10 protein-coding genes are annotated in these 11,999 nt (G+C 68.6%); 6 read left to right on the top strand and 4 right to left on the bottom strand.

Annotation, left to right across the window (positions count from 1 at the left end):
* Nucleotides 1-104: 104 nt before the first annotated feature.
* Nucleotides 105-266, top strand: coding sequence for a hypothetical protein (locus BLT78_RS21550; RefSeq protein ID WP_090349362.1), 162 nt, complete (start codon nt 105-107; stop codon nt 264-266).
* A 311-nt stretch (nt 267-577) separates the two neighbouring features.
* Complete coding sequence (gene ccoM, locus BLT78_RS21885; RefSeq protein ID WP_331715125.1) at nt 578-697, top strand: cytochrome c oxidase subunit CcoM; 120 nt, start codon at nt 578-580, stop codon at nt 695-697.
* Nucleotides 698-837: 140 nt separating this feature from the next.
* On the opposite strand, the gene BLT78_RS12950 is transcribed toward ccoM, so the two are convergent.
* Together BLT78_RS12950 and BLT78_RS12945 are read right to left on the bottom strand one after the other, a co-directional pair.
* The gene (locus tag BLT78_RS12950; protein ID WP_090349361.1) at nt 838-1,308 is read right to left on the bottom strand and encodes a MaoC family dehydratase; all 471 of its coding nucleotides are present in this window, start codon (nt 1,306-1,308) and stop codon (nt 838-840) included.
* The gene (locus BLT78_RS12945; RefSeq protein ID WP_090349360.1) at nt 1,305-2,231 is read right to left on the bottom strand and encodes an alpha/beta fold hydrolase; all 927 of its coding nucleotides are present in this window, start codon (nt 2,229-2,231) and stop codon (nt 1,305-1,307) included. Before BLT78_RS12945 ends, BLT78_RS12950 begins: the two co-directional genes overlap by 4 nt.
* A gap of 297 nt (nt 2,232-2,528) precedes the next feature.
* On the opposite strand from BLT78_RS12945, the gene BLT78_RS12940 reads away from it, so the two are divergent.
* A complete protein-coding gene (locus tag BLT78_RS12940) occupies nt 2,529-4,217 on the top strand; it encodes a long-chain fatty acid--CoA ligase (protein ID WP_090349359.1) in 1,689 nt (562 codons plus the stop codon).
* 1 nt (nt 4,218) lies between these two features.
* Here the strand turns inward: BLT78_RS12940 and BLT78_RS12935 are convergent, their stop codons facing one another.
* On the bottom strand, nt 4,219-5,106 hold the full coding sequence (locus BLT78_RS12935) for a LysR family transcriptional regulator (protein ID WP_090349358.1): 888 nt from the start codon (nt 5,104-5,106) through the stop codon (nt 4,219-4,221).
* Nucleotides 5,107-5,205: 99 nt separating this feature from the next.
* On the opposite strand from BLT78_RS12935, the gene BLT78_RS12930 reads away from it, so the two are divergent.
* The 3 genes from BLT78_RS12930 to BLT78_RS12920 all read left to right on the top strand — a co-directional run bounded on the left by BLT78_RS12930 (nt 5,206) and on the right by BLT78_RS12920 (nt 11,372).
* Entirely contained in the window at nt 5,206-6,408 is a 1,203-nt protein-coding gene (locus tag BLT78_RS12930; RefSeq protein WP_090349357.1) for an MFS transporter, read from the top strand.
* Nucleotides 6,409-6,471: 63 nt separating this feature from the next.
* A complete protein-coding gene (gene hrpA / locus BLT78_RS12925) occupies nt 6,472-10,539 on the top strand; it encodes an ATP-dependent RNA helicase HrpA (protein ID WP_090349356.1) in 4,068 nt (1,355 codons plus the stop codon).
* Between the two features lie 224 nt (nt 10,540-10,763).
* Nucleotides 10,764-11,372 (top strand): lipid-binding SYLF domain-containing protein, encoded by a 609-nt coding sequence (locus BLT78_RS12920; RefSeq protein WP_231975626.1) that lies wholly within the window; start codon nt 10,764-10,766, stop codon nt 11,370-11,372.
* A gap of 70 nt (nt 11,373-11,442) precedes the next feature.
* Here the strand turns inward: BLT78_RS12920 and BLT78_RS12915 are convergent, their stop codons facing one another.
* Complete coding sequence (locus BLT78_RS12915) at nt 11,443-11,970, bottom strand: hypothetical protein (protein ID WP_090349355.1); 528 nt, start codon at nt 11,968-11,970, stop codon at nt 11,443-11,445.
* Nucleotides 11,971-11,999 lie beyond the last annotated feature (29 nt).

Raw genomic sequence — 11,999 nt, 5'->3', positions numbered from 1 at the left:
GAGAGGCAGGCCAAAGGCAAGCGCGCCGCGGCGCTGCGTGGCGCCACGCGGGGCGATGGAAGGAGTATCCTCTAGCCACCCCATCCCGCCGCAGGAGTACCGCCATGGCTGCCGATACCCCGATCGACTTCACCGCCGAGCGCGAGCGGCGCATCCATGACCTGCACGAGAAGCGCCTGCAGGAGGTCCGCCAGGCTTTCGAGCAGGCATTGCCGCTGCCAGCAGGCAGGCAGCGCAAGGCCAAGGGCAAGCCGAAGAAGCGTTAGCGGCTTTTCCGTGGCCTGATGGTCGCGCTCCAGCCGGGCGGGCCATTACCGCTTCGGTCATTTCTGCCGATTTTCCGTATCGCGCCGTTGAGGTGCCGGTGAGCGCCATCCGCTCGCCCGGCGGCGCTGTCCTGCCCGGCAGAGGGACCGGCGCCTCTGGATGGGGCCGTTCCGTTGATCTATGTCAGCTTTGCTATGCCTTCGCCGGCGAGGCCGGGCCGGCTGTTGATCCGAGTCAATTTCCCGGGGGAGGGCATCGCTATTCTGATCCCAACAGCGACACGGAACAGAATTGAGCGGGGGACACCACCATGTTTATGGACGAAGTAGTACTCGCAGGCATCGTCATCGTCATCCTTACCGCAGGTTTCCTCGGTGGATTCGGATATTTCGTCTGGAAGGACGCCCAGAAGGGCAAGAAGAGCAGCTGATCCTTTCCGACACACAGAGCACGCAAGGCATTTGGGGCGACTTCGGTCGCCCGTTTTTTTGTCCGCGATTTTTCCGGTTCGCTCGTCCTGACGGCACAACGCCCGCGGCTATCGCAGGTGTTGTGCCGTATGCGGAGCCGTCAGCCGATGGTGATCGGCGGCAGCTCGGTGAGGGCGATGCGCAGCTTCTCCTGCGGCGCCATCACCTCCGCCTCGCCCTCGACCACCGCCTTGCCCTGCTGGTTGAGCACGCGGGTGGCGATGCGCACGCGGTTCTTCGGCAGCTTCTCCAGCACTTCCAGCTCGACGTTCAGCGCGTCGCCCAGCTTCACCGGACGGGTGAAGCGCAGGTTCTGGCCGAGGTAGATGGTCCCCGGCCCCGGCAGGGTGGTGGCGATGGCGGCGCTGATCAGTGCGCCGGTGAGCATGCCGTGGGCGATGCGCTCCTTGAACTGGGTGGTGGCGGCGTACTCGGCGTCCAGGTGCACCGGGTTGCGGTCGCCGGACACTTCGGCGAACAGCTGCACGTCGCGCTCCTGCACGTTGTGCTGGTAGCTGGCCTTCTGGCCGACCTGCAGTTCTTCGTAGGGCGTGTTTTCTACCAGGCTCATGCATTCTCCTCGAGGGGGCAGTAGGGCTGGCGCGCAGGGAGATGCGCGAGCCAGTCAAGCAAATCGTCGATCACCGCGTCGCGGTCATGTTCGTGGAACGGCGCGTGACGGGCCTCAGGGTACAGCTTCAGCTCGACACTGTTCAGTCCCGCCGCACGCAGGGCGCGATACAGTTCCTGCAGGCGATGGCCGTGGCCGAACGGCGCGCGCCCGCGGCCGATCACCAGCAGGGGCAGCTCGGCGTCGATGCGTGCCAGCGCCTGGCGCGAGGCGATCTCCTCCAGACCGCCGAACAGGTCGAGCCACAGCTGGTTGGTCCAGCGCAGCTCGTTGTGCGGTGCAGCAATATAAGCGTTCGGCGTCGACCTGTCGAAGGGCGTGCGTTCGCCCGGCAGGGGCAGGCCGAGGCCGCCGAGCGCCAGGTGCGGGAGCAACCCGCTGCGTCCGAGCGGTCCCTGGCGCCAGGCCTCCAGCAGGGCCAGCAGACGTGCGATCCGGCAGCGCCACAGCGGCGCGAAGCTGGAGGTGCTGAGGACCGCGGCATGCACGCTGCAGCTGTAGCGCAGCAGGTAGGCGAGGGCGATGGCGCCGCCCAGGCTGTGGCCGAGCAGGATGATCGGCACCTGCGGGAAGTGGCGGCGGATCAGGTGATTGAGTTCGAGCTGGTCGTCGATCACCTTGTGCCAGCCAGCGTGCGCGGTGCAATGCGCGCAGCCCGACGCGCCCTGGCCGCGCAGATCGAGGGCGTAGGCGCCATAGCCGGACGCACACAACCGTTCGCCCAGTTCGGCGTAGTGGCCGGCGTGCTCGGCCACGTCATGGGCGATCTGCAGCAAGGCGCGCGGCTCCCGTTCCGGCACCCAGCGGTAACCCTGCAGCTGACAGTCGTCCCTGGCGCACAGGCGGAAACTGTCGTGACGCATGCTCGGCAATCCACAGCGGTCATGGCCGCATTGTAGTCCTCGCGCCCCGCGCGCAAGCGCCGGGCGATGACCGGTCGCCACGTCGATCCATGAACCAGGTCCGCTTGCCGGCAGGTCTCCGGGAGCGTCGCTGGTTGCTGGCGGAGGGGGCTGTTATCCTCGACGGCCGTCCTTGAGCCCGCGGCTTGCGGTTCAGCGAGGCGTGGGCCATAAACAACAAGAGTGCCAGGGTGGGCCGCGGCGCAGGATGCGCCTCGCGTGGTCCGGCCGCAGGCGCAGTGCTCGGGGAACACCGCGATGAACGAACACTTCTGGATGGACAAGTACCCGGTCGGGATTCCCGCCAGCATCGATCCCGACAGTTATCCCAGCGTCCTCGCCGTGCTGCGCGATTCCTGCCAGCGCTACGCCGGCAAGCCCGCGTTCAGCAACCTCGGCCGCACCCTCAGCTACGGCGAACTCTACGAGCTGTCCGGCGCCTTCGCCGCCTGGCTGCAGGAACACACCGACCTGGCGCCGGGCGACCGCATCGCCATCCAGCTGCCCAATCTGATCCAGTTCCCCGTCGCGGTGTTCGGCGCCATGCGCGCCGGCCTGGTGGTGGTCAACACCAACCCGCTGTACACCGCGCGGGAGATGGAGCACCAGTTCAACGACTCCGGCGCCAAGGCGCTGGTCTGCCTGGCCAACCTGGCGCACCTGGCCGAACAGGTGCTGCCGCACACCGCGATCCGCCATGTGGTGGTCACCGAGGTCGGCGACCTGCTGCCGCCGCTCAGGCGCTGGCTGGTCAACGGTGTGGTGCGCTACGTGAAGAAAATGGTGCCGCACTACCACCTGCCGCAGGCGGTGAAGTTCACCGAGGTGCTGGCGCGCGGGCGCGGTCGGCCGCTGCGCGAGGCACAACCGAAGGCCGACGAGGTGGCGGTGCTGCAGTACACCGGCGGTACCACCGGGGTGGCCAAGGGGGCCATGCTCACCCATCGCAACCTGATCGCCAACATGCTGCAGTGCCATGCGGTGATGGGCGCCACCCTCGAGGACGGCCGCGAGCTGGTGGTCACGCCGCTGCCGCTGTACCACATCTATGCCTTCACCTTTCATTGCATGGCGATGATGCAGGCCGGCAACCACAACCTGCTGATCACCAATCCGCGCGACCTGCCGGCCATGGTCCGCGAACTGGGCAAGTGGCCGTTCAGCGTGTTCGTCGGTCTCAACACCCTGTTCGTCGCCCTGTGCAACGACGAGGCGTTCCGCCGCCTCGACTTCTCGGCGCTGAAGCTGACCATCTCCGGCGGCATGGCCCTGCAGCGTCCCGCCGCCGAGCGCTGGCAGGAGATCACCGGCTGTGCGATCTGCGAGGGCTATGGTCTGACCGAGACCAGCCCGGTGGTGTCGGTCAATCCGTCCGGCTTCAATCAGCCGGGCACCATCGGCATGCCGCTGCCCTCGACGCTGTGCAAGGTGATCGACGAGGCCGGCAACGACCTCGGCCTCGATGCTCCCGGCGAGCTGTGCGTGAAGGGCCCGCAGGTGATGAAGGGCTACTGGCTGCGTCCGGAGGCCACCGCCGAGGTGCTCGGCGCCGACGGCTGGCTGAAGACCGGCGACATCGCGGTGATCCAGGCGGACGGCTACATCCGCATCGTCGACCGCAAGAAGGACATGATCCTGGTCTCCGGCTTCAACGTGTATCCCAACGAGCTGGAGGACGTGCTGGCCAAGCTGCCTGGCGTGCAGATCGGGGCGGCCATCGGCGTGCCGGATGAGCGCACCGGCGAGGCGGTCAAGGTGTTCGTGGTGCGCAAGCCCGGCGCCGAGCTGAGCGAGGAGCAGGTGCTGGCGCACATGCGCGCCAACCTCACCGGCTACAAGGTGCCGCGCCACGTGGAGTTCCGCGACAGCCTGCCGACCAGCAACGTCGGCAAGATCCTGCGCCGCGAGCTGCGCGAGCAGGAGCTGAAGAAGCGCACGGCGGCCTGAGTCAGCCGACCGGGCTGGCGGCCAGGAGGCTGTCCAGCTCGGCGAGCAGTTCGCGGGTAGCCGGAGTCGGGTTGTTCGGCCAGATGGCGAACACCCGGCGCTTGGGCGCGTCGGACACCGGGATGCGCAGCAGACCGGCGAAGGTGGCGGCGCTGCTGGCCGGGGCCAGACCGATCGCCAGACCGCCACGGACCAGGCGTTCCAGCAGCAGCATGTGACTGATCTCGAAACGCACCCGATGACTCAGGCCGAGCGCCGCGAAGGCCTCGTCGGTCTGTTGGCGGGCGCTGCTGCCGGCGGGAAAGTCCACCAGCGGCAGGCTCTGCAGCTCCTCGAGGCGCAGGCGTGTGCGGGCGGCCAGCGGGTGCTCGGGCGGCAGGACCGCGACCAGTTCTTCCTCGACCAGCAGGCGCTTCTCGACGCCGGGCAATGGCTTGCTGGCCGCGACGCCGATGAACGCCAGATCGATGCTGCCCTTGCGTACTTCCTCCAGCAACAGGTCGCTGTGCTCCTGGCGCAGGCCGATGTCGACCTGGGGGAAGCGACCGTGAAAGGCCGCCAGCAGCTCGACGATGTCGAACAGATCCAGCGAGGAGATCGTGCCCACGGTCAGGCTGCCGCTCACCTCGCCGGCCACGGCGGCCACCTGGGCAGGAATCCGCCGGGTCGCCTCGGCGATCAGGCGCGCCTCGTTGAGCAGGGCCTCGCCGGCCGGGGTGGTCACGACCTTGCGCGGCCGGCGCTCGAACAGGCGGGTGCCCAGCTCTTCCTCGAGGCGGGCGATCTGATGGCTGAGCGCGGACTGCACCACGTTGCAGCGCTGTGCCGCGCGGGTGAAGTTGCCTTCCTCGGCGAGGGCGATGGCGAATTCGAGTTGCTTGAGGTTCATTGGCTCATCTCATTATGAGATGGTCATGATCATAACAATTCATTTCTGTCATTGCCTTGCCGGGTCGATACTGCGCTCCTCCCAGGCGAGGTCAAGACGATGCGCGAACACCCGACTCCCTCCTTGAGCCGCTGGCTGGTACTGCTGATGGCCTTCGCCACGGGTGTGGCGGTGGCCAGCAACTACTACAACCAACCGCTGCTGCAGACCCTTGCCGAAGAGTTCGGCCTGTCCTACTCCCGGGCCGGCGTGCTGGTCACCACCGCCCAGGTCAGCTACGGGCTCGGACTGCTGCTGTTGGTGCCGCTCGGCGACCTGTGGGAGCGCCGCGGGCTGATCGTCGGCATGACCCTGTTGATCGCAGGCGGTCTGCTGCTCAGTGCCTTCGCGCCGAATTTCGCCGTACTGCTGGTCGGCACGGCGCTGGCCGGGGCCTTTTCCGCGGTCGCTCAGGTACTGGTGCCCTTCGCGGCGACCCTGGCCGCGCCTGCCGAGCGCGGGCGGGTGGTCGGTACGCTGATGAGCGGCCTGCTGCTGGGTATCCTGCTGGCGCGCACCGTGGCCGGCAGTCTGTCGGCCATGTCCGGCTGGCGCAGCGTCTACCTTGTGGCGGCGGCGGTGATGGCGGTTACCGCGCTGGCGCTGTGGTTCGCTTTGCCGCGCTATCGCCACGCCGAGCGCATCAGCTACCCACGGCTCCTGCTCTCGGTGGCGAGGCTGTTCCGCGAGGAGTCCGAGCTGCGCCTGCGTACCCTGCTCGGCGCGCTGAGCTTCGCGCTGTTCGCCATGTTCTGGACGCCGCTGGCCTTCCTGCTGTCGGCCGAGCCCTACGGCTACTCCGACGGGGTGATCGGCCTGTTCGGCGTGGTCGGTGCGATCGGTGCGCTGGCCGCCAATCTGTCCGGGCGCATGGCCGACAGCGGTCGCGGCGCGCAGGCCACCACGCTGGGACTGGTGGTGCTTACCCTGTCCTGGTTGCCGCTGGTTGGTGCCGGCAGCTCGCTGGTGGCGCTGCTGACCGGAGTGGTGCTGCTGGATCTGGCCGTGCAGCTGACCCACGTCAGCAACATGAATCAGGTCTACCGGCTGCGCCCGGAGGCGCGCAGCCGGATCAATGCCGGCTACATGACCGGCTATTTCGCCGGTGGCGCGCTGGGCTCGCTGGCCTCGGCGGCGCTGTTCGATGCGTTCGGCTGGGCCGCTGTCTGTGCGGCGGGCGTGACCCTGAGCCTCGTCGCCCTGGGTGTCTGGCTGGCGCTCGGGCGCCATGCGGCACTGCCGGCCAGCCCTGCCGAGGGCTGACCCGGCGGCGGGCAAATCTGCGACAATCGCCGCCTTCCGACGATCCCAGCCGATGCCCGCCCGATGAGTGACGCCGTACCCGCCTTCGACCAGCTGCTGAACAACCTCGACCAGGTGCTCAACGCCGACCGCCACCGCCTGCGCCGGCAGCTGCACGAACTGCGCAAGCAGGCCGGCACGCCGGCGTGGGACGAGGCCCGGTTGGCCCAGTGGCTGGAGCGTTTCCAGGTGTCCAAGGCCAAGGTCGCAGCGCGCCGCGCCAGCGTGCCGCGCATCCGCTACGACGACGCCCTGCCGATCGCCGCGCGCCGCGACGAGATCCGCGCGGCCATCGAGCGGCATCAGGTGGTGGTGATCGCCGGCGAGACCGGTTCGGGCAAGACCACCCAGCTGCCGAAGATCTGCCTGGAGGCCGGCCGTGGGCTATTCGGCCTGATCGGCCACACCCAGCCGCGCCGGCTGGCCGCACGCAGCGTCGCCACCCGCGTCGCCGAGGAGCTGGGCAGCCCGCTCGGCGAGCTGGTCGGCTACCAGGTGCGCTTCGAGGACCACAGCGGCGAGCAGTCGCTGGTCAAGCTGATGACCGACGGCATCCTGCTCGCCGAGACCCAGCACGACCGCTTCCTCGAGAAGTACGACACGCTGATCGTCGACGAGGCCCACGAGCGCAGCCTGAACATCGACTTCCTGCTCGGCTACCTGAAGAACCTGCTGCCGCGCCGTCCCGACCTCAAGGTGATCATCACCTCGGCGACCATCGACCTGGAGCGCTTCTCGAAGCACTTCAATGATGCGCCGATCATCGAGGTCTCCGGGCGCACCTACCCGGTGGAGACCTGGTACCGGCCGCTGGCCGCCGAACTGGACGAGAACGGCGAGGCGCTGTTCGACGACCTGTCGGTGGACCAGGGCATCCTGCGCGCCCTCGACGAGATCGAGGCGCACGAGCGCGCGGTGGGCAAGCGCCCTGGCGACGTGCTGGTGTTCCTGCCCGGCGAGCGCGAGATCCGCGAGGCCGCCGAGGTGCTGCGCAAGGCCAACCTGCGCCACACCGAGGTGCTGCCGCTGTACGCGCGGCTGACTCCGGCCGAGCAGCAGAAGATCTTCAGGCCGGCCGGCGGGCGCAAGATCGTGCTGGCCACCAACGTCGCCGAGACCTCGCTGACCGTGCCGGGCATCCGCTACGTGATCGACTCCGGCACCGCGCGGATCAGCCGCTACAGCTACCGCGCCAAGGTGCAGCGCCTGCCGGTGGAGGCGGTGTCGCAGGCCAGCGCCAACCAGCGCAAGGGTCGCTGCGGCCGGGTCGAGCCGGGCATCTGCATCCGCCTGTACAGCGAGGAGGATTTCCTCTCCCGTCCCGAGTTCACCGATCCGGAGATCCTGCGTACCAACCTGGCCGCGGTGATCCTGCAGATGCTCCATCTGCGCCTCGGCGACATCCAGGACTTCCCGTTCATCGAACCGCCGGAAGGCAAGGCGATCAGCGACGGCTTCAACCTGCTGCAGGAGCTCTCGGCGGTCAGCCGCGACAACCAGCTGACCCCGCTGGGCCGCCAGCTGGCGCGCCTGCCGATCGACCCGCGCCTGGGCCGCATGCTGCTGGAAGGCGCCCAGCAGGGCAGCCTCGCCGAGGTGCTGGTCATCGCCAGCGCCCTGTCGGTGCAGGACCCGCGCGAGCGGCCGATGGAGCGCCAGCAGGCCGCCGACCAGGCCCACGCGCAGTGGAAGAACCCCGATTCCGACTTCGCCGCGCTGATCAACCTGTGGCACGGCTTCGAGGCCCAGCGCCAGGCGCTGGGCGCCAACGCCCTGCGCAACTGGTGCCGCAAGAACTTCCTCAACTACCTGCGCCTGCGCGAGTGGCGCGACGCTCACCGCCAGCTGCTGCTGACCTGCCGCGACCTCAAGCTGCCGCTGAACAAGCTGGAAGCGCCGGAGATCGGCGAGGGTAGGGTGGACAACGGCGCAGCCTTGTCCACCGAGCAGCCGCAGAAGGGCCGCGGCCAGCTCGACCAGCGCGCCCGCCACGCCGTGGCCGCCCAGGACGAACGCCAGCAGGCCGCGCAGACCCTGAAGAACTACGCTGCCGTGCACAAGGCGCTGCTCGCCGGCCTGCTCAGCCAGATCGGCCAGAAGACCGAGGAGGGCGACTACAACGGCGCCCGCCAGCGGCGCTTCTGGCTGCACCCGTCCAGCGTGATCGGCCGCAAGCGCCCGCAGTGGGTGATGGCCGCCGAGCTGGTGGAGACCACCAAGCTGTTCGCGCGCATGGTGGCGAAGATCGACCCCGACTGGATTGAGCCGCTGGCGCCGCACCTGCTCAAGCGCAATCACCTCGAGCCGCACTGGGAGAAGAAGCGCGGCCAGGTGGTGGCTTACGAGCAGGTGACCCTGTACGGGCTGATCATCGTCGGTCGCCGGCCGGTGCACTACGGCCCCATCGATCCGCCGGCCGCGCGCGAGCTGTTCATCCGCGAGGGCCTGGTGCGTGGCGAGATCAACAGTCGTGCCCGCTGCCTCACCGCCAACCGCCAGCTGCTGGAGCGGCTCGACGAGCTGGAAGCCAAGGCGCGCCGCCGCGACATCCTCGCCGACGAGGAAACCCTGTTCGCCTTCTACGACGCGCGGCTGCCGCAGGACATCTACCAGACCGCCAGCTTCGAGAACTGGTACAAGCGCGAGGGGGCGAAGAACCCGCAGCTGCTGATCATGCGCGAGGAGGACGTGCTGGCCCGCGAGGCCCGCGAGGTCACCGCCCAGCAGTATCCGGACAGCCTGAGCATCGGTCGCCTGCAATTGCCGCTGTCCTACCACTTCGAGCCCAACCACCCGCGCGACGGCGTCACCGTGCGGGTGCCGGCGCCGCTGCTGCCGCAGCTGCCGGCCGAGCGCCTCGACTGGTTGGTGCCGGGCCTCTTGGAGGCCAAGTGCGTGGCGCTGGTGCGCGGCCTGCCCAAGGCGCTGCGCAAGAACTTCGTGCCGGTGCCGGACTTCGTCGGCGCCGCGCTGGCCAAGCTGGCCTTCGGCGAAGGCGCCTTGCCCGAGGCGCTGGGCCGCGAACTGCAGCGGATGACCGGCGCCCGCGTGCCGGAGGAGGCCTGGGCGGAGTCCGCCGCCCAGCTGGAGAGCCACCTGAAGATGAACATCGAGGTGGTCGACGCGCGCGGCAAGTTCCTCGGCGAGGGCCGCGACCTGGCCGAGCTGACCGCACGCTTCGCCGAAGCCAGCCAGGCCGCGCTGGCGATTCCCGAGAGCAAGGCCGAGGCCAGGCCGGTGGAGGCCAAGGGCTTCAGCGTGGCGCAGAGCACCCAGCAGAAGATCGCCGGGCTGTCGCTGACCGTCTACCCGGCGCTGGTCGAGGACGGCGGCGCGGTCAAGGAGGGGCGCTTCCCGACCCAGGCCGAGGCCGAATTCCAGCACCGCCGCGCCCTGCAGCGCCTGCTGCTGCAACAGCTGGCCGAGCCGGCCAAGTACCTGCGCACCAAGCTGCCAGGGATCACCGAGATGGGCCTGCTCTATCGCGAGCTGGGCCGCGTCGAGGCGCTGGTCGAGGACATCCTGCTGGCCAGCCTGGACAGCTGCATCCTCGACGGACAAAGCCCGCTGCCGCGCGACGGCGCGGCGCTGGCTGCGCTGGCCGAGCGCAAGCGCGGCAGCTGGAGCGAGCACGCCGAGCGCCTGGCGAAGCTGGTGCTGGAGATCCTCAAGCTCTGGCACGGCCTGCAGAAGCGCTTCAAGGGGCGCATCGACCTGGCCATGGCGGTGGCGCTCAACGACATCAAGGCCCAACTGGCCCAGCTGGTCTACCCCGGCTTCGTCCGCCAGACCCCGGCCGAGTGGCTGAAGGAGTATCCGCGCTACCTCAAGGCCATCGAGCAGCGCCTGGACAAGGTCGGCAGCCAGCTGCAGCGCGACCGGGTGTGGAGCGGCGAGCTGGCCGGCTACTGGGAGCAGTACCAGGCGCGCGCCGCCAAGCACGCCCAGGAAGGCAAGCGCGATCCCGAGCTGGCACTGTATCGCTGGATGCTCGAGGAGTACCGGGTATCGCTGTGGGCGCAGCAGCTCGGCACCCGGGTGGCGGTGTCGGACAAGCGCCTGAACAAGCAGTGGGCGGCGGTGGAGGCCTGACGGCCGGCGATGCCGCTGCGGGAGAGCGCCTGGACGGGAGGCTGCTGCAGCGCGCCTCTTGCCGGCACGGCCCGGCGTTCGCCCCGGGCAATTGACCGCCTCCGAGCCACCGACTAGCGTTCTTCAGGTGCATACCCGCACGCATCGTCCAGCGTGGGCAGGCGTCGTTTCCTGACTCGAAGTGGCTGGATCACGCCGAGTGTTTCCTGCAACGGAGGTGAATCATGAAGCTTGTCCAGTCCGTCTCGCGCGCCGAGGCGGTCGCTGTGCCCCGCATGCCTGTGAGCAAGGCCTGGCAGATGTTGCTCGCCGCGATCATCGGCATCTGGCTGGTCGTTGTGGCCATCCCGGTCCGCGCCGCGGATGCCGCGGAACTCGACAGGGAATCCAGGGCCGCCCTGCAGTCGCTGTATGCGCAGGTGCCGGCGGCCAAGGTGCTGGGCGAGAAGGCCAAGGCGATCCTGGTGTTCCCGAGCATCACCAAGGCCGGTCTGGTGGTCGGCGGTCAGTATGGCGAGGGGGTGCTGTTCCAGGGCGGCAAGACGGCCGGCTACTACAGCACCGCCGGCGCCTCCTACGGGCTGCAGGCCGGGGTGCAGAAGTACGGCTACGCGATGATGTTCATGACCGATGCGGCCTTCCAGGCGCTGAACAAGGTGGAGGGGTTCGAGGTGGGGATCGGCCCGACCGTGGTGGTGGTGGACGAGGGCATGGCGCAGAACGCCACCACCGCTACTATGAAGGACGACATCTACGCCTTCGTCTTCGAGCAGAAGGGCCTGATGGCGGGCATCGGCATCCAGGGCACCAAGATCACCAGGCTTGAGAAATGACCTTGACGTGTTGCGTCCGGCAGAGCGCCGCTGCCGGACGCAGCGACAGAGCGGGGACGCTGGCGTGTCTTCAGGGGCGGGCGACCTCGACCATCTCCGGCGTCACCTCGATCACCCGTACCGGCTCAGGCTCCCGTGCCAGCAGCGCCTGCCTGGCCACCTTGTAGCAGTCCTCGACATGAGCGTTGCCGAGCAGCTTCATCGCGCCGAAGCTGATCGAGGCGGCCAGCGCCTGGCCGAGCAAGGGGACGAACTTCGCCGCGGTCTTGCTGGCGACGCGGATGCCGATGCGCTGCAGCATCTGCATGATCAGTTGCTGGGTCACCCACTTGCCGATCAGGTTGTTGCCCAGGCTGGTGGCGCCGATCAGGATCACCCGCTTGATCTTCGGATCGAGCCCCTCGATCTGCTGCGGGCTCAGACCGAATTTCTGGTTGATCGCCGGGATCAGCTCGATCAGCAGGGCGACGTCCGCGCCCAGGTCGAGGCCGGGGATCGGCAGCACCGCGGCACCGGCGGAAAGGCCGGCGCGCTTGGTCACCATGGCCTTGCACTCGTCGCGCAGGGCGTCCAGCTCTTCGAGGGTACGGGGCAGCATGCTCTTCTCCGGTCGTATTTCTCGCCTGG

The organism is Pseudomonas oryzae (assembly GCF_900104805.1).
Classification (GTDB): Bacteria; Pseudomonadota; Gammaproteobacteria; order Pseudomonadales; family Pseudomonadaceae; genus Geopseudomonas; species Geopseudomonas oryzae.
This window is presented reverse-complemented; position numbering and strand designations above follow the sequence as displayed.

Excerpts from the sequence above, each read along its gene's own strand:
- BLT78_RS21550 (WP_090349362.1), top strand. The coding sequence starts at position 105 with ATGGCTGCCGATACCCCGATCGACTTCACCGCCGAGCGCGAGCGGCGC.
- ccoM (WP_331715125.1), top strand. The coding sequence starts at position 578 with ATGTTTATGGACGAAGTAGTACTCGCAGGCATCGTCATCGTCATCCTT.
- BLT78_RS12950 (WP_090349361.1), bottom strand. The coding sequence starts at position 1,308 with ATGAGCCTGGTAGAAAACACGCCCTACGAAGAACTGCAGGTCGGCCAG.
- BLT78_RS12945 (WP_090349360.1), bottom strand. The coding sequence starts at position 2,231 with ATGCGTCACGACAGTTTCCGCCTGTGCGCCAGGGACGACTGTCAGCTG.
- BLT78_RS12940 (WP_090349359.1), top strand. The coding sequence starts at position 2,529 with ATGAACGAACACTTCTGGATGGACAAGTACCCGGTCGGGATTCCCGCC.
- BLT78_RS12935 (WP_090349358.1), bottom strand. The coding sequence starts at position 5,106 with ATGAACCTCAAGCAACTCGAATTCGCCATCGCCCTCGCCGAGGAAGGC.
- BLT78_RS12930 (WP_090349357.1), top strand. The coding sequence starts at position 5,206 with ATGCGCGAACACCCGACTCCCTCCTTGAGCCGCTGGCTGGTACTGCTG.
- hrpA (WP_090349356.1), top strand. The coding sequence starts at position 6,472 with ATGAGTGACGCCGTACCCGCCTTCGACCAGCTGCTGAACAACCTCGAC.
- BLT78_RS12920 (WP_231975626.1), top strand. The coding sequence starts at position 10,764 with ATGAAGCTTGTCCAGTCCGTCTCGCGCGCCGAGGCGGTCGCTGTGCCC.
- BLT78_RS12915 (WP_090349355.1), bottom strand. The coding sequence starts at position 11,970 with ATGCTGCCCCGTACCCTCGAAGAGCTGGACGCCCTGCGCGACGAGTGC.